This window comes from Variimorphobacter sp. HTMS_6 (assembly GCF_059717775.1).
On record NZ_AP046094.1, the window covers coordinates 2365949 to 2391644 of the forward strand.

Sequence of the window (25696 nt, forward strand, 5' to 3'; positions counted from 1 at the left end):
TACATCAATTTGCATAAGTTTTCAAGGCATTTTTATTGAAAACCAACAAACATCACTAACAGCACACGGTAATACTCACTATTTAAAGTATGCTTGAAATATCTTTTTTGCGATTGGTACTGCATATTCACTTCCTGTTCCTACATTCTCTACGATTACACTGACTGCAATCTGTGGATTATCATAAGGTGCATATCCAACAAACCATGCATGTGCACTTCCGCCGCTGTTATCGGCTGATCCGGTTTTACCGGCTACCTTCTGGTTTATATTCCTAAGCTTCTTGCCGGTACCATCCGTAACTACACTTCTCATCATTTTACCGATAAAGCCTGATTCCTCGGGTGTCATCGGTTTCCCATACATTTGTGCCGAATAATGCTTTACAATATTGCCGTTTTGATTCTCGATACGATCAACAACATATGGTTTCATCATAACACCACCATTGGCAATGGCAGAAGTAATCATCGCATTCTGCAAAGGAGATATCAACGTATTGCCCTGACCGATTGCAGTCTGCATTCCTTCCTTTACCCCCGATACTCCCTTTTTTAGGGTGAACTTGCTGATACTACTCTGCATCTCTACCGGTAGCTTTTGATTAAATAAAAAGCTTTGACATAGGTTATAGAATGAATCATAATTCAAACCTTTGCCGATATTGGAAAATGAGGTGTTACAAGATTTTGAAAATGATTCTAAAAGATCGACCTTTCCATGCACCTTCCCGTTATAACAATGAATAACCATCTTCTCATATTCAATGCTTCCGTCGCAGGTATAGGAATATTTTTCATAATCTTTTGGATTTTCCCTCATATATTCTAAAGATGTTAATATTTTAAATGTAGAACCGGGTGGATACAGTCCCTGAGAAGCACGATTTAATAACGAGGCCTTCGTATCTTCATCCGCGATTAGCTCCTTCCAATCTTCATCTACTTTATTCGGATCGTATGCCGGTTTTGATACCATTGCCAATATCTTACCGGTGGAGGGCTCCATCACTACAACGGCACCTCGATAGTCGCCCAATGCGTCATATGCTACCTGTTGAAGATCTGTTTTTAATGTTGTCACAACATTATCTCCAGGGCTCTTATCTCCGACAAGATCATTATACATCACTTCAAATGCATTTACGTTCGAGGTTAGAAGCCGAATGTCTTCCGACTCTTCGATTCCTGTTTTCCCTTTGGAAGTTCTGCCTATTACGTGAGCAAAAGCATCGCCATAAGGATATTCCCTTTTCTCTTTTCCTTCGTTGTCAACCACGGTCTTAGCCAGCACTTCGCCGTCAGAGGCCAAAATATCTCCTCGAACCACTCTCTTCGCTAAAATATCCTGACGTTTATTATAAGAATTATTAATTACTTCTGAACTACGAAAGGATATGAAATATACAAAATATCCCATCATAAACACAAACAGTCCGAGGAAGATATATATGATCATATAAACTGATCTTTTTGGATCTCGATCCGCATTTATTTTCATTCCATCTCCTCCATTTCTGATTCTTCGTCGTCATCCGATTCTTGATTTTTCTTACGTTGCTTGCTCTTTATAAAGATACCTTGAAGAATCATGAACATGATAACCGTAACAAATACGGAACTTCCTCCCTGACTTAATAGTGGAAGGGTAACACCTGTGGAAGGAATGAATTTGATTACACCTCCCACGGATAAGAATACCTGGAAGGCAAACATAACAGAATAACCAATTGATAACAAACGGTAGAATGGATCCTCCAGTTCTAGTGCAATATTTATCATCATCATAAAACAGCTGATATAAATCAGTACAACACAGATAGCAAATATACCACCGAGTTCCTCCGATATTGCCGAAAAGATGAAATCACTTTCTACAACAGGAATGGAGGTCGGAAGTCCACGATTAATCCCCATTCCAAGCCATCCACCGGTACCTATGGCAAATAATGACTGCGCAATCTGGTACCCCTCTTTATCAATATAGCGGAAGGGATTCTGCCATGCTATAACACGCACCCTTACGTGATTGAATAGTTCATATGCAACATATGCTGCTCCACTTCCTGCGATAAGACCTGTTACTAATAAAAGTGGTCTAGAAGTTGCAGCATATAACATAAATAAGTATGTTACAAAAAAGATTAAGGCTCCACCTAAATCTCTTTGTAAAACTAATATAATGACATTCAACCCTGCCATAGCAGAGATCCAGAAGAGCTTTCTAAGCCCTATGTCATTGCGTAATAAGGATGCAATTGAGAATACAAATAATAGCTTAACGATCTCCGACGGCTGAATTGAAACATTAAACACAGTAATCCAGTTCGTTGCACCAAAGCTCGTTCTGCCCAATACTAATACAATCAATAAGATACCAATCCCGGTTATCCCAAATATCCATCCTAAGTTTTTTAATATTGTAATCTTAAATATAACAAAAGGTACAATTAGTCCGGCAATTAAAGATGCCCCCACAATCATTACCTGTTTTATTGCATTCTCGTAAGATAATCTTGTCAATACGATAAAGCTTACTGCTAAAAGCATCAGCATATTTCGAATTAACAGTCTTGATATCTTCGGATAGAGTATGCGATAGATTAACAAGACCATCACAAACATAAACACTTCAACTGCATATAATTGAATCAGTTTTAATGAATTCTCCTGCACAATCAAAGTTGCAGAACCCACAAGATGTACCATAATAATCATAAATGACATAAAATGATATGCTCGTCCCTGTTCTTCTTTGCTCTTATATCCAAATACCCGAAAACAGTAAAATGTATATACACAGATCAAAACCAGCATAAAATACTTAATCAGCTCTACAATCAGACTCATCGCATCACCTTCCTTTCTCATCGTATTCAGCCACTTGCGAAACCACCTAGTTGATATTATTGATTAAAAATCACTATTTATTACTCCACACCACGCTTAAAATGCCCGGTGGTATACTCTCCAATTGCATTCTCGGTAGGTTGCATACCATGATAAAAGGTATCCATCATACATTGCATCACCGCATCCACTTCCTCTTCAGATTCAAACGTAAAATCAATACGTATGGAAGCAGGATTTAAATTCTTGATATCCGATTGATATTTATGCAGTGACATCGGCTGACCGTTATATATTGTATTATAGCAGCCCGGGCAATTGGTTTGGAGTAAGAACTTCTTTCCAAGGCGATCCACCAGATAACCTTTGTTATTATTTTTTGATTTTGTACAGCCGGAGGTACTCTCATGTAGACACTGTGCAGAAATCATCATAGGTAGGTATCCGTATACCAGCAATTCACAGTCACTGATCACTAATTGCTTTAATTCCTGATAATTCATCTCAAGCGGAGCCGTCATATGAGTAACTCCATTCTCTCTCCAAAAATCTTTCGCTTCCCGATTAAAAATATACATATTATGATTCAGAATAATATCCTTAGTGGTATCCCTATCCCTCATTAACGTTTTAATCAGCTCAAATTCTTCAAGATTCTTAACTACAAATCCAGCGATATTATCATTTGTAATTATTCCACTTATTTCCTTTTTTAATCTATCATAGACCGATTGTCTACAGATGTGGGGCAATGATAGGTAAAATTGCTTTCCCACGCGGCTTGCCTGATCGGACATCTCTAATATGGAATCTGTCGCAAGAAAATCGTATTCCGCATAGATTCGATTTACTTCTGGAACACGTATCACCTTCTTAAACTGTTGCATTGTTTGCACCGCTACACTTACTTGATATGGAGAAGCGTTTGACACTGAATCTATCCTTTTCACGGTTGGCTCCGATTTTTGATCAACATTAGCCAAAAAATCTTTACCCCTACGATAGCTACTTATCATATTCTGCTCTAGCATACTGATTGCATCCCTACGTAACTCATTCAGCCATGCTACAGGAACAAATATATTCTCTTCCATATCTATCTGTAATTCCTCGAAATAAAACAAGGTATCACCGGTTTTCATAAGAGGCGCCTCTAACTTTCCCATCGTCATTGGCTGCTTCATCGCTTCCTGCACTGCTTTCTGGTATGCTGTTGCAGAAAAGTTCTGATAGGATACCGTTAATTCAAGCCTCTGACCAATTTTTGCAGTCAGCTGCCCTTTCATTCCAAGCCTTTTATCCTCGTTAACATAATTCCTTGATAGGTTCTCTAACAAAGAATTATTCTTTGTGCGATATACCATATCTCCAACCGCAATGACCGGTAATCTTCCGGCTGTCGCATTTTTCGAACCCTTTTCCGATTTTGATTTATCAATTCTTCGTCCTACGTTCGTAACTAAGGCTTCCCCGGAACGGTGCGCATCCTTCACGGTAAAATCATAGCCTTCCTCTTTGGTATGACGAATCTCCAGGATATCTTGTGCATTAATATCTTCCGTTAATTTTATCGTAACCTGGCTACTCTTAATCTGAGATACCTTACCTACATAAACTCCACTGTGATTTGGACGATATAGGGACATCATACTCTTACCATGATAGTTTTTCCCATAGCCGGTAGAAAATCCGCCTCGGTTATATACATCCTGTAGCATAATCATATCCTGGCGAAACATATCCCCGGACAATATCTTCTGATAGCCTTCTTTACCCTGTTCAAAATAAAGATCGGTATATTTCCGGTAAAGATGTGATACTGCCGCTGCATACTCCGGACGTTTCATTCTCCCCTCAATCTTAAAAGAGTGGATGCCTGCTTGCACAAGCTCCGGAATCAATTCAATTGTATTAATATCCTTCGGACTTAGAAGATACTTTTCTTCTCCTGAAGAAAGCTTTTTTTGATCCGAATAGTAGCTGTAGGGCATTCTACACGGCTGTGCACATCTGCCACGATTACCGCTTCTACCTCCTATGATACTACTCATTAGACACTGACCGGAATAGCAGTAACAAAGTGCGCCGTGAACAAAGGTCTCAATCTCAAGATCTGTATTTTCACTAATCTTCTTAATCTCTTTTAAGCTCAGTTCTCTGGAGGTCACAATTCTGGTAACTCCAGAATCCTTCAGCATATTCGCACCTTGTGCCATCGTTAATGTCATCTGTGTACTTGCATGAATTGGAAGCTGCGGAAAATGTTTATGAATAAAATGCATTACACCAGCATCCTGAACGATGACAGCATCCAGCCCTTGAAGGTAGAATTTTTCCAGATAACCATAGAGCTTGTCCGTTAATTCCTTTTCCTTCAATAAGGTATTCACTGTCAGATATAATTTCTTATCCCTTGTATGCGCCTCATCAATTGCACGAAGAAGAGTGTCTTCATTCAGATTATTCGCATATGCTCTTGCACCAAAGCTGCTGCCACCAATATAGACGGCGTCACAACCCGCATTCATCGCTGCCTTCATTCCTTCGTAGGAACCGGCCGGTGCAAGTATTTCTATTTTATTTTTCATGACATATATGCCTTTCCTTTATATCAGTCAACTATTTTTACTATTTGCTCATTTTTAATTCAGTTTACAATTTAATTATACGGTAAGCTTTGCTAAACTCTTTCTTATATCTATAATCCTTCAAATTATAACACTTTAATTGATAATTATGCTTGCTGATAACTCTTTATAAATTAGCGGATATTGTTCTTCGCTAATTTTGTTTATAGAATTATAAATATAAAAGGCTGTCCCCTCCTGATCAGTAGCGCTCTTTGCAGTACTTACAGTAGCTATATGGACAGCCTTATTCTTTCTTTATCTTTTCTTATCTGCATCTCCTAACTCGGTCTCCAGTCGAATCATCTTCTTCTGCGCCTCATAAAGCTCTTTCTTTAATTCCTCCAAGTCTCTCTCTGTCGAAAGCAGCTTAGATTGAATTGCGATTGCTTCATGCTTCAAATCAAATATCTCATTGCTCTTCAAGTCAGAATCTGCTTGAAGTTCCTTCATTTTGTCCACAGTTTTAAAATAATCATCGGCTATGTTAATCTGCATTAATATGTTCTTAAGCTCTGCATCCATAAACCGATAAGCGTCTTTATTTCGAAAATCCATATGCTTACTATTTATGTAGGAAGCAATCTTCTGGAGATATTCTTCCCCCTCGTATCCACTTAAGGTATATCTCTTGTTATTAATAATAACTTCAATATCGTGATACTGATCCATAAACCTTTTCCCCCTACATTAATAGGAATTCACAAAATAAAATAATCAAACCTATTATAACTTATGTTAACCTAGTTGACAAGTTTGTTATAGAAAGTTTTATAAAGGCTTACTAACTCTACGACATTGGAAGCCCCATATGCTTATAAGCTAAATCAGAAGCAACCCTTCCCCTTGGTGTTCTTAAAATCAATCCATTTTGAACCAGAAAAGGCTCATATACTTCTTCAATTGTACCTACATCCTCGCCGATCGTTGTCGCCACCGCCTCAATTCCGACTGGACCACCACCAAATTTTTCGATCATAGTAACTAATATCTCACGGTCGATATGATCCAGACCCAGCTTGTCCACTTCTAATAAATCAAGAGCAAAACCGGCCACTTCCTTGGTGATTCTACCATCATATTTCACCTGTGCAAAATCACGCACTCTTTTTAACAGGCGATTCGCAAGACGCGGTGTTCCTCTGGAACGGCGTGCCAGTTCAAGCGCACCCTCTTGATCTATCTCAACCTGAAGTACATGGGCAGACCGAATAATAATATGTGTTAATTCTTCGATTGTATAAAAGTCCATACGATTTACAACACCAAAGCGATCACGTAGAGGTGGTGTAAGCATACCTGCTCTTGTTGTTGCACCCACCAGGGTAAACTTCGGCAAATCAATTCGTATGGATTTTGCTGCTGATCCCTTCCCGATGATGATATCGATTACGAAATCCTCCATCGCAGGATAAAGAAGCTCCTCTACCTGACGATTGAGTCGATGAATTTCATCGACAAACAGGAGATCTCCCTCCTGCAGATTATTCAATATAGCGGCCATTTCTCCAGGCTTTTCAATGGCGGGGCCTGAGGTGATTTTAATATTTACCCCCATCTCATTGGCAATGATACCTGCCAACGTGGTCTTACCAAGACCGGGTGGTCCAAAGAGCAATACATGATCTAAGCTTTCGTTACGTTGCTTCGCCGCTTCGATATATATTTTTAGATTATCCTTAACCTTGGCCTGTCCAATATAATCTTCAAGCATCTGCGGTCTGAGCGTTCCCTCAAATCGATTATCCTCTTCGGTAAATTCAGTTGTTATCAAACGTTTTGCCATAATCTCTCCAATGTGACTTATCCTATATATTTTCTATTACCTATCGATCAAACTACATCTACATCTTTTTCAAACAAAGTTTTAGTATTTCCTCAGATGTCATACCTTCCACGATCTCCACCTTATTCACGATCTTTAATGCATCAGATGCAGAGTATCCAAGCACAGTTAAAGCCTGAACTGCTTCATCCTTTAGGTTCATCACAGTGGAACCGTTATATTGCCCGGCCTGATTCATCAACTTTTGTTCGAAAGCGTTCTCCAACTTGAATTTATCTTTTAACTCCAGAATCAGCTTTCCAGCGGTCTTATTCCCGATGCCCGGTGCTTTCGATATCGTCTTAACATCATCAGCTAGTACCGCGAAGCGTATATCATCCGCAGAGATAAAGGATAGGATTCCAAGAGCTCCTTTGGGTCCGATACCGTTAACGGTTATCAACAACTTAAACATCTCTAAATCATCCTTCGTCAGAAACCCAAATAGTCCGATTGCATCTTCCCTGACATGTAAATAGGTGTAAAGCTTAGCCGTATTACCAACTGACGGAAGCTGCATAATAGCGGAAGTGGGTAACGAAACCTCATAACCAATATTCCCCACCTCTAGCACAACATAATTTTCTTTTATTTCCGCTAATTCTCCTTTTAGATACCCTATCATATTGCACCTCTTCTATGTACTGTTATCATTTCACACAGCAAAATCATCTTATTCGAGCTTTCGCTGTTATGTTCTATCGTTACTCCTGTTAACTTTTTTCCGAAGCAGTACAAAACTTAACCCTTCTGAATTAATCCTTAAGCCTCTCAAAATGCCCTCTTGCTATATTCAACCTTCCTTCTTGAATATAGTTGAGCACCTCAAAAGCAGTTATCCCCAATGCTTCCGATATTTGTAGCGCATTACTGTTCGGGTATTCCTTAAGATACGCTTCGATATCATCAAAATGGTCCTTGTCTAGTTGTTTACATGCTTCACAGCTATAGGCCTTAAGCCGTGACATAAAAATCTTATGGCAATGCTTGCATACATTCCTATACATTAAGAAACTCCTTTCCGGATAAAATGTGATTGTTACATTAAAGTAGAAAATACATTTAATATCTTCTGATAGAACTTGATATAAAATGGTCTGTTTTTCCATTCCTCGTAAGTAACCTCATGACACTGTTCCATCGTAGCCAACAAATCTTCTCTAACGGTGTTAATGGTTTCCTTATCACACATCCACACTCCACATTCGTAATGAAGATGGAAGCTACGATAATCCATATTGATGGTACCGACGATACCACAGTCCTCATTAATAATGGTTTTCGCGTGAATAAAGCCGGGCGTATATTCAAAGATACGTACACCCGCCGCCAACAGCCTGCCATAGTTATAATTGGTAAGTATTTTTACATTCTTTTTATCCGGGATAAACGGAGTGATAATACGTACATCGATTCCACTAATTGCAGAAGTCACCAATGCGTCACGCATATCATCTTCAATTATAAGATAAGGTGTCGTAATGTACAATATCTTCTTCGCATAATAAATGGTTTGTTTATATGCATTCTCCACCGGGTTCTTCGGATTGTTCGCCGGACCATCTGCAATAACCTGGCAATATACATCATTTTCTTCAAATTTAACGGTCGGGCGATATGGATTATAATCCATTGGTGGTTGCTCCACACATACCTCCCACATCTGTAGGAAGGTTACCGTTAATCCCCATACCGCATCGCCTTCTATTCGAACCGCATTATCCTTCCAGGTTCCGAAGCGTTGCACCAGATTCACATACTCATCCGCCAGATTCATTCCACCGGTAAATCCGACATTACCATCTACTACAATGATTTTCTGGTGAGAGCGGTAATTCATATAGAGCTGATCCGTATATCTATATATCGGATTAAATACGCGAACCTTGAACCCTTCATTTTCCAAACTCCTCTTAAAATGTCTCGGTGTCCGAAGCATCGCACCGAAATCATCATACATAAAGAGAACCTCAACCCCTTCCTTAATCTTTCGAACGAGCTTGTCATGGATACGTTTCCACAATACACCCTCACCGATGATAAAGAAGTTCATAAGAATGAATTTTTCCGCTTTATCTATTTCATTTTCAATTGCCGCAAACGCATCTTCACCCATTGGGTAATAATCTACCTTATTATTCTTGTAAAGCGGATATCCGTTAGACTCCAGGTATCTTGTAATTCTACTCTTCGTAGGATATCGTTCCGAAAATCCCTCCATCACTTCATTGTCATATTCGATGAACTTATTCCCTCTTTGTATCTTACTTAGTATGGATTGATCAATTTTTTTCCTGCGCATATTACCCCATAACACAAACATAATATGACCGGTGATCGGAAGCGCTGCGATAATACATACCCAACTGATCTTATAAGAAGCATTCCTGTTATCATTCACCAAACCGATTACGATGATGATACTTAAGATTTGAACACCTGTATATATATAAAGAGTATATTCCCTTACCACGAGAGTTAAATAGATAATTACCGTAAACTGCACCAAAACCAGTAATCCTACCAGTGAGCCACGCAAAAATCCACTCAGATAACTCTTAATTCTTCCTGTAACTTCCTCTCTTAAGTCTTTTACCTCATCTCTTATGTCCTTACCCAATTCAAGTACTCCCTTCCTGTTCATCTTCTCACGTACATCGCCTAAGGCCTCTTCCATTTTGCTAATTCTCATCGTAGGAAAGGCTTTTAGGAGACGAATATGAGACTTGTGAAGTTTTATGTTCTGATATCGTCTAAAAAACTCTCTCATCTTTAAATCAATCTCACGTTTAGACATCTTTAGTTCTGCAATACTAAGACGCTTGTTCGGTTTTCCATTGCTTAATCTATTCTCTAATGCTTCCTTTACTTCAATGAAAACCCCTAGCATTCGAAGATTCGAAATCCTATCCTTAAGCTCATCGCGTGTTTCATATATTTTAACTGAACCAACAAATTCTGTTATATCTTGTCGCAGACTAAGTATTTTAATAAGTAATTTATCAAATTTCACAGTAAATGTGATTGCAAACGTAACATCTAACAACAAAAGTATTACCAACACATATCCAATAATTTCACCGATTTCTCTAGGAATTATACCAATCATTGAATTAATCCAAGGTTGTAATATTTGTATCATAATCAGTGCAAGCATTCCCCAGAACAAGGATACAGGAAGGCATATTCTCCCTTTTATATTCAAGGGGATTGCACTATAATCCCACCATCTGGTTCGAAATACAAGCTCCATTATGATTGAAGTAAAATACTCTAGAAGGGTTGCCAAGAACATACCTCCCAAAAATATAAAAAGCCAGTTATCTCTAACATCCCAAAAGCCAAGATAAACAAACAGGGCTCCGAATCCATAGATTGGAATAACCGGGCCGGTTAAAAACCCTCTGTTAATCAAAGTCTTCTTTTGAACAGACATAAGAATGCTTTCATAAATCCAACCAATTGTCCCATACATTATAAACATATAAAAAACATAATACAAATCCATTCCAAAAAGCCTGCTATTCCACATTCCGAACATCCCCCCATAGTAATGCCAGACTTCGATACATTATAGTTCTTCTTCGTTTCAATCCTCTTATCTCTTTCCAGCTTATCATACTTATGATACAATTGGTCAAGTAGAAGAAATAGATTCATTCATATATAATCATTTTTATTGTTAATTGACATTCTAACACAAAAAGGAAAGGAGGAAAACCCTTGATAACTAGACAATTTTCGATAAACCAGACTCCTCTATATCCCTTCGAGCTGCAGTACGATATAAATAGGATTGCCTTCTTTGATATTGAAACCACAGGTTTTGCTGCGGATACCACTTATCTTTACCTGATTGGCTGTGCTTATTATCAGGATTCCTCCTATTATCTCATACAGTGGTTTTCTGAAGGAATAAAGGATGAGTCCTTGTTGTTACATGCATTTTTTGACTTCATAAAGACTCATGACATATTAATTCATTACAATGGGAACGGATTTGATATCCCCTATCTTCAGCGTAAATGTGAAGCACTTCACCTGGAGTATTCCTTTGACGATATTACGAGTATTGATTTATACAAACGTATCCTTCCCTTCAAGAAAATATTCCAGCTTAAAAGCTTAAAGCTTAAATCTTTGGAACAGTTTTTAAAAATTTCGCGAGAGGATACGTTTGATGGGGGAGAATTAATCCAGGTATATTCCAGCTTCCTGGGTAAAAGAAATTTTGAAAATCTTTGGCGCATGCGCAACCCGGGGCTTTCCCTCTCAGTTCCTACCGAATCAGAGGAATTATTAAATCAGCTACTTCTTCATAACGAGGATGATATTAAAGGATTAATCGATATTAGCACAATTCTACATTATGCTGATTTATTCGAGAAGCCGATACATGTCTATCAAGCTACTGTGGATGATGATATCTTAAAGATTCATTATGAGATAACCGGCAACCTTCCTGTGCCGATTACCTTTGGTACGGATCTTGCTCTCTTAGCTGCATACGAAAACAAAGCAGTGCTTCAGATACGTATCTACGAAGGTGAATTGAAGCACTTTTATGAGGACTACAAGGATTACTATTATCTTCCGGCTGAAGATTATGCCATTCATAAAAGTCTAGCCACCTATGTAGACAAGGATTACCGCGTCAAGGCAAAGCCCGCAACCTGTTATACCCGAAAAGAAGGCATCTTCGTACCTCAATATGAGGCTTTGATTACTCCAAATTTTAAATTCAATCACCATGATAAGCTATCCTTCCTTGAGGTTCACACTGATTTTCTATTACAGGAGGAGAATTTAGAGTTATATGTTAAAAGCATGATGGGGTGGATGTTGAGTAAATAACAAGAGAAAAAATGTAATATATTCCTTGTATTTATGCAATCATCCACATATAATGACATAGTTCAACACATTTTGGCACCTTTCGAATATACTGTTTAGTATAAGACATTAAAGGAGGTATTCATATGTGCTGTTGTCGTAGACGTAGACGTAGAAGACGTTGTTGCTGCTTTTTTTAGATGCCTGTAATTTAGATGCTGATCATTTCACAGAATAAGCCTTAGCACACTTTTGCGATGTGCATAGTCAGTGAAGTTGATAATCTTCATTAGGCTTGAGTGTGCCTCTGGCATGAAGTTTATAAACAAGAAGCTGAAAGACCTTGCCCTTAACTGTGGCAAGGTTTTTCTATTTCTTGAAGTAATGTTCTCAGAAAAAGTCCAAATCTTTTCCGATATTGAGTATATCCAACAGATAATGCACGACCTAGAACAACAAGTTATTATCTTACATAAACACCTGACTTATTGTGTCCGAAAATGGGTATATTAGAAATAATATGTAAAAAATTAATGAAAACTATTGCCTATTCTATTTAAGAAAGATATTATGAATGAGGTAAATAGTAGGGAGATACAAAGGGGTATCTTCTATTTTGCTATTTATAAACTATTTAATCAAAGGAGATTAAAGAATGAAGTACGTTGACGAGATAATGGATCTGGTGGTTAAGAAAAACCCAGCAGAACCTGAATTCCACCAAGCAGTAAAAGAAGTATTAGAGTCATTAGCTACTGTAATTGAAGTTAATGAAGAGAAGTACAGAAAAGAAGGACTTCTCGAAAGACTGGTAGAGCCTGACAGACAGATTAAATTCAGAGTACCGTGGGTCGATGACAGCGGTAAAGTACAAGTAAACACAGGTTACCGTGTGCAATTTAATAATGCGATAGGACCTTACAAGGGTGGATTACGTTTACATCCATCCGTTAACATCGGTATTATTAAATTTCTTGGTTTTGAACAAATCTTTAAGAATTCACTTACCGGACTACCGATTGGCGGCGGTAAGGGAGGATCTGATTTTGATCCCAAAGGGAAATCTGACCGTGAAGTATTAGCATTCTGTACAAGTTTTATCACAGAATTATACAAATATATTGGTGCCGATGTTGACGTTCCGGCAGGCGATATTGGTACCGGCGCAAGAGAAATTGGTTATATGTTTGGTCAGTACAAGAAAATTACCGGTTCTTACGAAGGTGTATTAACTGGAAAAGGATTAACTTATGGTGGATCCTTAGCAAGAACAGAAGCAACCGGTTATGGATTACTGTACTTGGTTGAAGAGATGTTAAAATGCAACGAAAAAGACATTAAGGGTAAAATCTGTACGGTATCCGGTTCCGGTAATGTTGCAATCTATGCTATCTTGAAGGCTGCTCAATTAGGCGCTAAATGTGTAACCTGCAGCGACTCTAACGGTTGGGTATATGATCCGGATGGTATTGATGTAGCTGTACTGAAGGAACTAAAGGAAGTACAAAGAGCTAGATTAACAGAATACAAAAAACACAGACCAAATTCAGAATACCACGAGGGCAAAGGAGTATGGACAGTGAAGTGTGATATTGCCCTTCCTTGTGCTACTCAGAACGAACTTCATCTTGATGATGCCAAAGCACTCGTTGGTAACGGATGTTTCGCAGTAGCGGAAGGTGCTAATATGCCTACAACCTTAGAAGCCACAAAATACTTCTTGGATAATAAGGTATTATTTGCTCCTGGTAAGGCTGCTAATGCAGGTGGTGTTGCAACATCCGCTTTGGAGATGACCCAAAATAGTGAAAGATTAAGCTGGACATTCGAAGAAGTTGATGCAAAATTAAACCAAATCATGATTAACATATTCCATAGCATGGACGACGCTGCGAAAAGATATAATGTAGTCGGCAACTATGTAGTTGGTGCTAATATTGCAGGCTTTGAAAAAGTAGCAAATGCCATGATGGCTCAAGGAATCTGGTAGAATATAAATAACATAAGCGATGAAGCATAGCAATCGCACACTAAAAACAGCCATCCGGGTATTCGGATGGCTGTTTTATTCATCATTCTATATTTATTTATAATGAATCTTTTTCATTAAATAGCCTTCATAATCACCTATCCCTACGATTAAGTATCTAGATCTATCATTTTTCCAATTCCAGTAAACATAAAAATCTTTATCTCGAACTAATTCTTTAGATCCATCATATATTTTCACAGCAGGTAGTTTATAAACAAAAAACCAAACCATTTTCTCTTCTTTACCACCAATATGTATGGATAAACTTTTAATATTTTTAGGCTGAGAGTAGGAATAACTGATGTGATGTAGTTTTGCATATCGCTGTGCTTCACTACCCTTCTCACAATTTATTCTAACGCCCGGAAGCAATTCTTCATCAGGATCAGGTTCAAACGGATCAAAATATTTCGTATTCACATAACCAATAGCAAATTGCCCAATACTTTGAACATTGGAAGGAATCGTTACATTCTTTAACTTGGAATTATAATAAAATGCATTATCACCAATACTAATCACACTATCCGGGATTATAAGTTCCTTGATTTGAAGGTGTTCGAAAGCTTTTGCACATATACTTACTGTATCTTTCTTAAGATTCAATTTTTTAACACTTTTCGGATCTCCTTGATATTTATATGCCACCCTACCCGCATAAACTATCCCATTCTGTTGTTTCACCCATGCTGTATCATCAAATGCACCTTCCCCAATATAGGTAACACTATCAGGTATCGATATATAAGACAATTTTCTGCGATTATTAAATGCGTTATAATTAATTACAATTAACCCTTTCGGTAATTCTATTTTCTTTAAAGGATCGTCTGTTATATCTCTACCATACATAGAAAAGGCACCAGAACCGATATATTTTAAATTATCAGAAAAGTCAATTTGCCATAGGTTATTGCAACGTCCAAATGCATTATCCGCTATTATCGTAACATTATTCTCCATTTTAAGTTCAACAAAATTCGTAGTTACACCTTTATATCCATATAACACATTATCAATATATAAAACTCCATCTGGATGCCCCTTATACCAAGCTGTATTATCAAAAGCATTACCACTTATGCTTTCAATCGAATCCGGAAGACTGATTTTCTCTAAATTATGACAGTTTACGAATGCTTCCTCGTAAATATGCTTAACACCATTTTGCAACGTTACACTTTTTAGTTTTTCACTTGCAATCCTGCTAACTCCTATAACACTACCCGGAATTGTTATATTTTCTACATTAGCACTTGTAAACAGCTCATATTTTCCATAATCCGGAAAATGTTTTCCAATATATGATACAGTTTTACCATCTATGTTATCAGGCAAGCTAAGTGAAGTAGCTTGACCATAGTAGGCACACAATGTAATGGTTCCATCGTTATTATCGGTATATTCAAAATCTCCACTTCGTATTTTCTTTTCAGAATCCAAATCGGGTACATCCTTCTCTACAGGGGAAATGTATTCAAACTCTTCCTTCGGAATCTTGTCTGTAGTAAATCGATTTAGCAAAACTGCAATAATGATGCATGCCGCTATCATAAAAATACCAGCCGTTATAATTTTCACCTTCATAAATTCTTATTCTCCTCTTATTCCACCGTACTCCTTTGTGATTGAATTTGTAACTCGCTTTATATAAGAATCGTAAATAGGATATTCAACCTTTAATTTTCTGATCGAGGTTTTCTTTTCATTATATAATATTTTCCATATAAAGGCAATACTACTATTAAAGAGCATGAATCTTAGATTTAATCGTCAATGAAAAAAGACCCTTCGGGAAAACCCGAAAGGCCTTGGTTAATTTAATTATTCTGCGGAAGCGATGATTTCTTTCTTGTTGTAAGAACCACAAGATTTACATACTCTATGAGGAACCATAAGCTCTCCACATTTGCTGCATTTAACTAAGTTAGGAGCAGTCATCTTCCAGTTAGCTCTACGGCTATCTCTTCTACCTTTAGAATGTTTACCCTTAGGACAAATAGACATTGTTACACCTCCTTAAAATTCTTGAAAATATCTCGGATTACTGACATTCTGGGATCATAATTATAAGTATCACAGTCACAAGATTTGTCATTCAAATTAGTTCCACAATTTTTGCAAATTCCTTTGCAATCCTCACTGCATAACAGTTTCATAGGAAAACCAATTAATATTTCATCATAAATCAATGTGTCTACATCCAGATTGTATCCAATAATATAATTTGTTTCATCCAAACCCTCTGCTCTTTCCTCATCTGTGAGGCCAAAATCAACCTCTTTCTGAATCTCAATATTCATCGGATATATCATATCCTTTAAACATCTGCCGCAGAACAGGGTCAGAGAAATATTCGTACCGCCCTCAATTAAAACCCTCTTGCTACCAAGATTCGTAATCGTCAGGCTCACAGGTTCCTTATGAGCGAACTCATAAGTTGTTCCCATATAATCGAAACCTTCCAATTCTATAGGGGCATTGATTTGTACTACCTTATCATTAGTAGTCATTATTTCTGACAAAGATATTAGCATTTAATCTCTCCGAATATTCACTGCATGATTAAGAACTCAGTGGGTGAGTTCTTTACGCACTTCTTGTATTATACCTACTGTGTTATTATTTGTCAACGATAAAATAAGAATTCTGCACAATTTGACCAGATTCTAATTTATAGTATTTTATTTTGCTAAAGCAACTGTTTCACGTGCAATTGCTAATTCCTCATTGGTAGGAATGATGCAAACCTTAACTTTAGAAGAGGTAGTAGTAATCATAGTCTCTTTACTCTTTGTACAGTTTGTAGCTAAATCGATTGTAATACCTAAGTAGCCAAGGTACTGGCAAACCCATTCTCTTACTCTCCAGTCATTCTCGCCAACACCTGCTGTAAATGCAATTACATCAACACCGTTCATTGCTGCAACATAGCTACCGATATATTTTGCTACACGGTAAGTAAATACGTCAAATGCAACAATCGCATTCTGGTTACCAATATCCATTGCATCATTGATATCACGGAAATCACTGGATACAGAAGACATACCCTGAATACCGGATTCCTTATTTAATACGTTCATGATCTGATCGATTGTTTTATTTTCCTTCTTAGCAATGAAATCAATGATGGAAGGATCGATATCACCACTTCTGGTTCCCATTACAAGACCTGCAAGAGGAGTGAAGCCCATGCTGGTATCTACAGATTTACCATTTAATACTGCTGAGATACTTGCACCGTTACCAAGATGGCAAACAATAATTTTAGAATTATCAATATCAAGACCGCAGAATTCTGCAGCTCTTTTTGATACAAAGCTATGGCTTGTACCGTGGAAGCCGTATTTACGGATTTTATAATTATCATAGTATGCCTGAGGAAGTCCGTATAAATAAGCCTTTGGAGGCATTGTCTGATGGAATGATGTATCGAATACTGCAACCATAGGAACTTTTGGCATTAAATTCTTGCATGCACGAATTCCGATTAAGTTAGCTGGATTATGAAGAGGTGCTAAATCGTTACAAGCCTCAATACCTGCAATTACTTCTTCGTCAATAATTGTAGAAGTAGCAAACTTCTCACCACCATGAACAACTCTGTGACCAACAGCACCGATTTCATCTAATGAAGAGATTACACCATATGTTTCATTGGTTAATGAATCAAGAACCAATTTAATTGCATCCTGGTGACTTTCCATATGCTTCTCAATTACGATTTTCTCTCCGCCGTCAGGAGCATACTTTAAGTAAGCGGTTTCCTGGCCAATTCTCTCGCAGATACCAACTGCTAAAGCTTTCTCAGTCTCAGAATCGATCAACTGATACTTTAATGATGAACTACCACAATTAATAACTAAAACTTTCATGAATACTTACCTCTTTTCTATTATTAACATGTTAATTGTAAATGCTTCCATGTTATATCACTATACCTGTTATCTGTTTTATTGTTTAATAGGGCGAATTATTGAGCAGCTGCCTGTACTGCGGTAATTGCGATAACTCCTACGATATCGTCTGCGGTACAACCTCTAGATAAATCATTAACCGGTTTTGCAATACCTTGTGTAACCGGACCATATGCTTCTGCTTTTGCAAGTCTCTGTGTTAATTTATAACCGATGTTACCGGCATCAAGATCAGGGAAAATAAGAACATTGGCTTTACCGGCAATATCACTGCCAGGAGCTTTGGAAGAGCCTACACTAGGTACAATTGCTGCATCCAACTGAAACTCACCATCAATTTTAACATCAGGATATAATTCTTTAGCGATCTTAGTAGCTTCAACTACTTTATCAACATCCGGATGAGCTGCACTGCCTTTTGTTGAATGGGAAAGCATAGCAACGATAGGTTCTGTACCAACTAAAGTTTTAAAGCTTTTTGCACTGCTGCCTGCAATTGCTGCTAATTCTTCAGCATTTGGATTTTGTACAAGTCCACAATCGGAATAGATGAAAGTTCCGCCTTCACCAAACTCACAATTAGGAACAACCATTACGAAGAAGGAAGAAACCAACTTTGTATTTGGAGCTGTTTTTAAAATCTGTAAAGAAGGACGAAGTGTGTCAGCTGTGGAGTGAACTGCACCTGATACCATACCATCTGCATCTCCTGCCTTTACCATAGTAACAGCAAAGTAAGGATAATCCTTTGTTAATAACTCCTTTGCCTGATCCGGTGTCATGCCCTTGCTCTTTCTAATTTCAACAAGAAGATCAATGTAACCTTGAAGTTTATCCGTATTATTTGGATCAATAATAGTTGCTTTGGAGAGATCTAATCCTTCTCCAACCTTTTCAATTGCTTCTTTGTTACCAACTAAGATGATTTCTGCAACACCCTCTGCCAAAATTCTACTAGCAGCTTCTAAAGTTCTTCTGTCATCAGTTTCCGGCAATACAACAGTCTTAATATTTTGTTTCGCTCTTTCTTTAATCGTGTCAATAAAACCCATGGTGAAACTCCTTCCTAAGCATCTATATTTTTTATCTGATTAATAGTGATTCTAGTGTAAAATACACTGTGGTCAAAACAGATGTCATATGTTAAAAATTGCGCCATATCACGACGACATATGGGATCTGTTTTTGCCACATAATAAAACTATCACAGGAACCAATATTAAACCCAATCATTCTAATTATATGACAAATTAATTGTAGATACAAGAACAGAATGTTGAAAATTGTTGAACTTTTTTTCAGTATTTTTAGTCATTTTAACGATAGGAAATCAGTATTGTATATTTTAGATTATTTCACCAATCAGTAGCGTTTAGTCATTCTGATTTATATTTTGCAAAAACCCAACAAAAACAGTTGAATTGACGGTATTTCATATCAATGCTAATATAAGAATAGAAGACGAAAAAAGGAGTCATTTATTACATGAAAACAGTTGGTTTGATCACGGAATATAATCCATTTCATAATGGTCATAAGTATCATATCGAGGAAGCGAAACGCGTTACCGGCGCAGATTATGTCATCGCTGTTATGAGCGGTGATTTCGTTCAAAGAGGAGTTCCTGCTATTATTGATAAATACCATCGTGCTGAGATGGCACTTCGTTACGGTGTCGATCTCGTATTTGAACTCCCTGTCTGTTATGCTACCTCAAGTGCAGAATACTTTGCTCATGGTTCTGTATCCCTTCTGGACAAATTAGGAATCGTCGATTATGTCTGCTTTGGGAGTGAATGCGGGGATATCGATATACTCCGGGAGGCTGCCACATTTTTATTAAATCCCCCTAAGGCTTTTGAAAAATATCTACAGGCATATATCAAGGATGGCATGACTTATCCTGCTGCTCGCTTAAAAGCATTAAAACTCTATCTGAAGAATCAACAGCTGCTCAATGCAGATGCACTGTCACAAGCACTGACTGAGCCGAACAATATCCTAGGAATCGAATATATGAAGGCTCTATTGCGTCTGAATTCAAGTATCACCCCCACCACGATTCAACGCATCTCAGCTCACTATCATGACGAGAATCTTGGAGATATAAATCCTACCCTCGCACCGCATCCAATAGCAGAAGTATCAGTAGGAGCAGATTCCTCCCCGTTCCAGGTTATCAGTTCCGCAACAGCAATCCGAAAAGCGATACAACGTGATGCTGACGATGTCAAAGATTTTAATGAAATGCAGCATAGCGTTCCAGACAATGTTTATCAACTATTAAATGAAAATTACCATAAAACATATCCAATCACCGAGGATGATTTCTTAAGTAATATAATCTACAAATTAATGTCCGAGGATTCTACATCCCTTACTAAGTATCAAGATATGACAGGCGATCTGGCAGATCGAATCAAAAATCTATCTGGCTATTATTCAAGCTTTCGTGATTTGACCGGAGATATTAAAACCAAAAACATGACCCTGACCAGAATAAACAGAGCAATCCTCCATCAGCTTCTTGGTATTAAAACGGATGCCATAGAGGCGTATAACATGAACGGTTATGTCCAATATGCTAGGGTGCTCGGTATCAAGAAGAATGCATCCCATCTTCTTAGAAGGGTAGAAAAAAAGCAAAACATCCCTATCATTACAAAAGTATCGAAGGCCGACCGGGAGCTTACTCCTCTGGGCAAACAGATGTTAAGCGAGGATTTATTTGCTGCGCATCTTTATAACCAAGCAGTATATACAAAGTTTGGAACAACTACCCGAAATGAATACCAGCATGGTATTATTCTTCTGTAATGATTTTGTATAAGAATCAAGCATTTGAGCCTTCCAATCTTTGCTCCATGTTGCACCCGTTACAGCTGGCGCAATTTGCACAGGGATTAATTCCTGATTTGCGATAAGGTTGGATGATGAACTCATAGTGGCTGATATCCAATGCATTTCCTTCATTAAACCGAACATAATCCTTATCAAATTCAATCTTTAATGGATGAAACCAAACTTCCTCCTGGTCTTCGTCCAGCTCTTGATGAGGTGAAAAGGTTAGTTCAACTTTCGTGTGAATATTTTTAACAATAACCTTCTGATTCGAGGTGGCCAAGGCTTGCAATTCACCTTCCTTTGAAAATATCAACGAATTCTGATCACCTAGTATCCCGTTCGCATTCTCATCATAAGCAATCAGGGAACCAATTGGCGAGTGAATTAGTGTATGTGTGGCCGGTTCGATCGACTGAATAGAACCATCCGCATAAAACGCTATCCCTATTCTCACCGCCATGCCACCCAGAGGTGTTTGAATTTGAACTATTTCCCTCGGCCAGAATGTTAAACTTTTAATCGATCCATTTTTATAAAAATGTACTGAGATTGCTTTTGTAACAATCTTTCCGCAACTCAAATCAAAGGTATCCTCCGTAGCTAATTGATACTCATCTTCTTCCTCCCAGTAAGCAGTAAGGTTTCCATTTAACGGAAATAATCGTTTCATGGCTCCACATTCGTAGAATGTGATTAATTCTGCCTTTCTCATCCCAATTGGAGTGTTAATCACCATTTGTTCATTAAGTGCTATTCTTCTTAGTGTTCCGTTCTCATAGAACGACAGCGAGGAGATGTATTTCTTCCTATGATGGGTAAATTCATATTGAGGAATCAGAACACCATAGTCAGTATTAATTTCTATTTTATCCTCAATCATACACTCCTTTAGATTGCCATTATGATATTGTGTGTGTTCTCCCAGATAATTTATGTCTCCGTATTTTGTTGTATAGCTCATAAAATCAACTCCTTCTTATTAAATCAACGAATGACTTATATCGGCATTATGAATACTCGGTATTCATAATCGTTTAGTCTGATTACAGTTGCATGTAGATTCATTGGAATCAAATCCGTATCAAACCAGCGTGGGACATGGTCACAAATAATCTCCAAACTACGAAATTCTCTCTTTTTAAGAAAAGGCATCAATAGCTTTTTTGAAGTCAGAGAGCAGTCTAGATTAAGTGCTGTCTTCAAATTAAGAAAATATACTCCGACCTCCTCCGTAGGATTGATATACATATCCGGTGAAAGCTTCTTTGCTGCAGGCTTATCAGGCTTCTGCGTCACTTCATTATAAATAGAATCCAAAAACGCCTCGGGTATTCCATCCGCTTCAAAGCTCTCAAACCCATGCGCTTCAAGAACATAATAGAGCTGACCTGCAATTGCCTTTCCGACAAACACCTTACAACCCTCTAGCTTCTGCACCATCTCCTGAATATACCGCCTAATCCCGGAAATACTCTTGTTTTCTCCAACCTCGAAAGGATTCTCACTGATTACCAACCAGTCATTCTCCCTTTTATCGTAGATACGCACAATCCCTTTTTCACCTGGTAAGGCAGTAACTCCATCCTCATTCACATACACTGCTATCATAGCGGCAATCCTCCATATAAAAAACAAACCATAACAATAGTCTATTCTCCATCGAAAGATAAGAAAGCCATTTATTATGGTTTTATATTATTGGTTACAGTTTTGATTTGAAACAATTAATGTTTATGACATAATCATACATTACATATTTTGGATTTGCAATACATAAAAATGTAAAAAATCAGCATCACATTCGCAAATTGATTATACAATTTTACTTACTAATCTGTAATAATATCTAATCTCATCTGCATTGATTTGCTCTGATAATCAGAAAAACCCTTCTTTACATACAACGGATACCCTGCCTTTGTCGCCATAAGATCAAGATAGGAAAGATTTAAACTCTTTGCATCCTCCATTACCATATCCATCAACTTACCGGCCAATCCAAGTCTGCGATACTCCGGCTTCGTATACACATTAAGTATATTCCCGATCTTGCCTGTCAAAAAGCTTGGATTTGCCGGTTTTTCCAAAACGACAAGGAATACACTTGCAACAATAATGCCCTGATTCGCTACTATGTATGCAATAAAATCCTTCTCCAGGTGCTCCTCATAATACCGTGGCAGCTGCTCGCATAAAGCATCCAACTGTTGCTTCGTCATCTCTTCAAAATCTTCCCTCAAATAAGCTAAACGTATCCCCACCAGCTCCTGAATATCCGCATGGTTCGCTTTCCTAAACTCCATCCTGTTCTCCTCTCATGTCACAACAAAAATAGTATATCAATCATGCCCTTAAAACATCACTCTAGAGCTTTTGTCCCTGGCTTTGTCCCTGTTTACCTTCTTATGCTTTTGGCACTTAACTTCGTGCGAAGCTATGTACAAAGGATTTGTACTTAGCTTTGCTCATAGGTCTTTTCCCTTGGCTTTTGTCCTTGCCTTTTGTCCTTGCTTTTGTCCTTAGCTTTTGTCCTTAGCTTTTGTCCTTAGCTTTTGTCCTTAGCTTTTGTCCTTAATTTTTGTTCTTGAATTCTGTTCTTGATTTTAGACCTAGTGCGGGAGTTAGGGTAGGGAAAAGGAATATGTTTTTCATATGCTGCCAGGCTCCGTCTTTCGTCCATGATAGGCGGACATGAATAATGTCCGCCTATCATGGACAAAAGACGAGAGGATGTAAGCGGCATCTGAAAAACATACCTTTCCCTACCCTGAACTCCCTCATAACCTACCCTCGTACACACTTCATGAACACTCCTTGACACTTCCCTGACACTCCCTGACACTCCCTGAACAAGCCCTAACAAAGCTACTGCAAAAGCTCCTCCATTTGCGTAAGCAACTCCTCAAAAAGCTTAAGTGCCTGCGTAACCGGTTCTTTTGTACTCATATCAACACCTGCTCCCTTAAGAAGCTCAATCGGGTAATTAGAGCTGCCGCCGCTTAAGAATTGGATATAATCCTTAACTGCTTGCTCTCCTTCATTTAGAATTCTTCTGGACAGTGCAATCGCTGCGGAATATCCGGTCGCATACTGGTATACATAGAAGGCATTATAAAAATGAGGGATTCTCGCCCATTCCATATCAATTTCAGAATCAATTACAATATCCTCACCAAAGTAAGCAACATTCAAATCGTGATATATCTTGCAGAGAGCATCCGCTGTTAAGCTCTCTCCGTTCTCCACCATCTTATGGGTAATCATCTCAAATTCCCCAAACATCGTCTGGCGGAATAATGTACCCTTAAATTTTTCAAGAAAATGATTGATCAGATAAGCCTTTTCCTTCTTATCATTCGTATTCTTTAGCATGTAGTCTATCAAAAGCGATTCATTACAGGTGGAAGCCACTTCTGCTACAAATATTTTATATCCGGCATAAACAAACGGCTGAGTTTTATCTGAGTAATAACTGTGAATCGCATGGCCCATCTCATGTGCCAAAGTAAATACATTACTCAAGGTTTCATTATAATTAAGTAACACATATGGATGTGTTCCGTATGCACCCCAGGAATACGCACCACTTCGTTTATTTTCATTTTCATAGATATCAATCCACCGATTGTTATATCCTTCATTTAATACTTTTCGATAATCCGCTCCTAACGGCTGCAAACCATTTGCAACTATTTCTTTTGCCTCCTCAAACGGAATCTCCATCTTAACATCTGCTACTAGCGGAGCATATAAATCATACATATGAAGCTCATCCACACCAAGCAACTTCTTGCGTATGGCTACATAACGATGCATCAGTCCCAAATTCTCATGTACCGCTGCGATTAAATTTTTGTATACCTCAGTAGGAATATTTGCCGAATCCAAAACTCTCTCTAATGTGCTGCTGTACTTACGTGTCTTTGCAAAAAACACCTCCTGCTTTACATTCGAACTAAAGGAAGCTGCTAGAGTGTTTCGAAAGCTATTATACGTTGCATATACTCCTTCAAAAGCATCCTTTCTCACTCTTCGATCAGAGCTTTCCAGCATTTGACCATATCTGCCATGTGTAATTCTTACTGACTCCCCATTCTCATCCTTAATTTCGGGAAATTTGATATCCGCATTATTAAACATCGAGAAGATATTATCGGATGCTTCAGCAATTTCACCTGCATCGGCCAATAATTCTTCCATCTCCTTCGTTAAAATATGAGGCTTTAAGCGAAGAATATCCTTTAAATAGAACTCATATAATTTTAATTCTTCATTTTCACGCCAAAATTGTACCAGTATATCCTCTGGTATCGATAAAATCTCCGGAGTAGCAAAGGCTAATGCACTGCTTACCTGAATGGATAAAGCATTTGCCTTATTCGCCAAGTCCTGATAGATTGCATTCGCTGTATCCTCGTGGCTCTTCTGATTGGCATATACGTAAACACGCTCTAATAATTTACCAATTTCATCAGATATCTGTAGGAAACTTAATAGTAACTCACCTGATTTTGAAAGTCGTCCCTGATATTCAGCTGCTTTAGTTATCAGTTCCTTCAACTGGTCATATTCAGACTGCCATAAATCATCTGACGCAAATAAATCCTCAATCGCCCATTTATGTTTTTGATCTACTTCTAAACGTTTTGGTAATCCCATCTTTGTGCTCATAGTCAAATCTCCTTTTTCCTTTTCTATCATAAATTGGATATCCTTTCAATAGATTATAATAAACTCTACTCTTGTCTTCAAGAAGAAAATAGTTT

At 37.9% G+C, this 25696-nt stretch carries 20 protein-coding genes; 3 read left to right on the forward strand and 17 right to left on the reverse strand.

The annotated features are described in order from the left end of the window. Positions 1-78: 78 nt before the first annotated feature. The 8 genes from AC6IWN_RS10740 to cls form a co-directional block, all read right to left on the reverse strand. Positions 79-1500, reverse strand: coding sequence for a peptidoglycan D,D-transpeptidase FtsI family protein (locus tag AC6IWN_RS10740; RefSeq protein WP_497987412.1), 1422 nt, complete (start codon positions 1498-1500; stop codon positions 79-81). Further along, complete coding sequence (locus AC6IWN_RS10745) at positions 1497-2870, reverse strand: FtsW/RodA/SpoVE family cell cycle protein (protein WP_497987413.1); 1374 nt, start codon at positions 2868-2870, stop codon at positions 1497-1499. Before AC6IWN_RS10745 ends, AC6IWN_RS10740 begins: the two co-directional genes overlap by 4 nt. A gap of 59 nt (positions 2871-2929) precedes the next feature. Further along, positions 2930-5437: a U32 family peptidase gene (locus tag AC6IWN_RS10750; RefSeq protein WP_497987414.1), complete on the reverse strand. Its 2508-nt coding sequence runs from the start codon at positions 5435-5437 to the stop codon at positions 2930-2932. Positions 5438-5734: 297 nt separating this feature from the next. Then, the gene (locus tag AC6IWN_RS10755; protein WP_497987415.1) at positions 5735-6148 is read right to left on the reverse strand and encodes a cell division protein ZapA; all 414 of its coding nucleotides are present in this window, start codon (positions 6146-6148) and stop codon (positions 5735-5737) included. Between the two features lie 118 nt (positions 6149-6266). Beyond that, positions 6267-7262: a Holliday junction branch migration DNA helicase RuvB gene (gene ruvB, locus AC6IWN_RS10760; RefSeq protein WP_497987416.1), complete on the reverse strand. Its 996-nt coding sequence runs from the start codon at positions 7260-7262 to the stop codon at positions 6267-6269. A gap of 58 nt (positions 7263-7320) precedes the next feature. Next, complete coding sequence (gene ruvA, locus AC6IWN_RS10765) at positions 7321-7926, reverse strand: Holliday junction branch migration protein RuvA (protein WP_497987417.1); 606 nt, start codon at positions 7924-7926, stop codon at positions 7321-7323. A gap of 130 nt (positions 7927-8056) precedes the next feature. Beyond that, complete coding sequence (locus AC6IWN_RS10770) at positions 8057-8308, reverse strand: hypothetical protein (protein WP_497987418.1); 252 nt, start codon at positions 8306-8308, stop codon at positions 8057-8059. 32 nt (positions 8309-8340) lie between these two features. Beyond that, positions 8341-10833 (reverse strand): cardiolipin synthase, encoded by a 2493-nt coding sequence (cls, locus tag AC6IWN_RS10775; protein ID WP_497987419.1) that lies wholly within the window; start codon positions 10831-10833, stop codon positions 8341-8343. A gap of 191 nt (positions 10834-11024) precedes the next feature. Between cls and AC6IWN_RS10780 the strand changes: the two genes are divergently transcribed. Continuing rightward, on the forward strand, positions 11025-12155 hold the full coding sequence (locus AC6IWN_RS10780) for a ribonuclease H-like domain-containing protein (RefSeq protein ID WP_497987420.1): 1131 nt from the start codon (positions 11025-11027) through the stop codon (positions 12153-12155). Positions 12156-12789: 634 nt separating this feature from the next. Then, positions 12790-14124 carry an NADP-specific glutamate dehydrogenase gene (gdhA, locus tag AC6IWN_RS10785; protein WP_497987421.1) on the forward strand — a complete coding sequence of 445 codons (1335 nt, stop codon included), beginning with the start codon at positions 12790-12792 and terminating at the stop codon, positions 14122-14124. 93 nt (positions 14125-14217) lie between these two features. Here gdhA and AC6IWN_RS10790 read toward each other — a convergent pair whose 3' ends face one another. The 5 genes from AC6IWN_RS10790 to pta form a co-directional block, all read right to left on the reverse strand. Then, positions 14218-15753, reverse strand: coding sequence for a leucine-rich repeat domain-containing protein (locus AC6IWN_RS10790; RefSeq protein WP_497987422.1), 1536 nt, complete (start codon positions 15751-15753; stop codon positions 14218-14220). A 237-nt stretch (positions 15754-15990) separates the two neighbouring features. Beyond that, positions 15991-16173 (reverse strand): 50S ribosomal protein L32, encoded by a 183-nt coding sequence (rpmF, locus tag AC6IWN_RS10795; protein WP_497987423.1) that lies wholly within the window; start codon positions 16171-16173, stop codon positions 15991-15993. A 2-nt stretch (positions 16174-16175) separates the two neighbouring features. Beyond that, positions 16176-16703: a YceD family protein gene (locus AC6IWN_RS10800; protein ID WP_497987424.1), complete on the reverse strand. Its 528-nt coding sequence runs from the start codon at positions 16701-16703 to the stop codon at positions 16176-16178. 147 nt (positions 16704-16850) lie between these two features. After that, positions 16851-18044: an acetate kinase gene (locus tag AC6IWN_RS10805; protein WP_497987425.1), complete on the reverse strand. Its 1194-nt coding sequence runs from the start codon at positions 18042-18044 to the stop codon at positions 16851-16853. A gap of 98 nt (positions 18045-18142) precedes the next feature. Then, on the reverse strand, positions 18143-19138 hold the full coding sequence (gene pta, locus AC6IWN_RS10810; RefSeq protein ID WP_497987426.1) for a phosphate acetyltransferase: 996 nt from the start codon (positions 19136-19138) through the stop codon (positions 18143-18145). A 433-nt stretch (positions 19139-19571) separates the two neighbouring features. Between pta and AC6IWN_RS10815 the strand changes: the two genes are divergently transcribed. Further along, positions 19572-20903 (forward strand): tRNA(Met) cytidine acetate ligase, encoded by a 1332-nt coding sequence (locus AC6IWN_RS10815; RefSeq protein ID WP_497987427.1) that lies wholly within the window; start codon positions 19572-19574, stop codon positions 20901-20903. Between the two features lie 16 nt (positions 20904-20919). Here AC6IWN_RS10815 and AC6IWN_RS10820 read toward each other — a convergent pair whose 3' ends face one another. The 4 genes from AC6IWN_RS10820 to pepF form a co-directional block, all read right to left on the reverse strand. Beyond that, the gene (locus AC6IWN_RS10820) at positions 20920-21891 is read right to left on the reverse strand and encodes a hypothetical protein (protein WP_497987428.1); all 972 of its coding nucleotides are present in this window, start codon (positions 21889-21891) and stop codon (positions 20920-20922) included. 35 nt (positions 21892-21926) lie between these two features. Beyond that, a complete protein-coding gene (gene anfO, locus AC6IWN_RS10825) occupies positions 21927-22538 on the reverse strand; it encodes a Fe-only nitrogenase accessory protein AnfO (RefSeq protein WP_497987429.1) in 612 nt (203 codons plus the stop codon). Between the two features lie 221 nt (positions 22539-22759). After that, positions 22760-23233, reverse strand: coding sequence for a GNAT family N-acetyltransferase (locus AC6IWN_RS10830; RefSeq protein WP_497987430.1), 474 nt, complete (start codon positions 23231-23233; stop codon positions 22760-22762). A gap of 562 nt (positions 23234-23795) precedes the next feature. Next, the gene (gene pepF, locus AC6IWN_RS10835; RefSeq protein WP_497987431.1) at positions 23796-25601 is read right to left on the reverse strand and encodes an oligoendopeptidase F; all 1806 of its coding nucleotides are present in this window, start codon (positions 25599-25601) and stop codon (positions 23796-23798) included. Between the last annotated feature and the right edge of the window lie 95 nt (positions 25602-25696).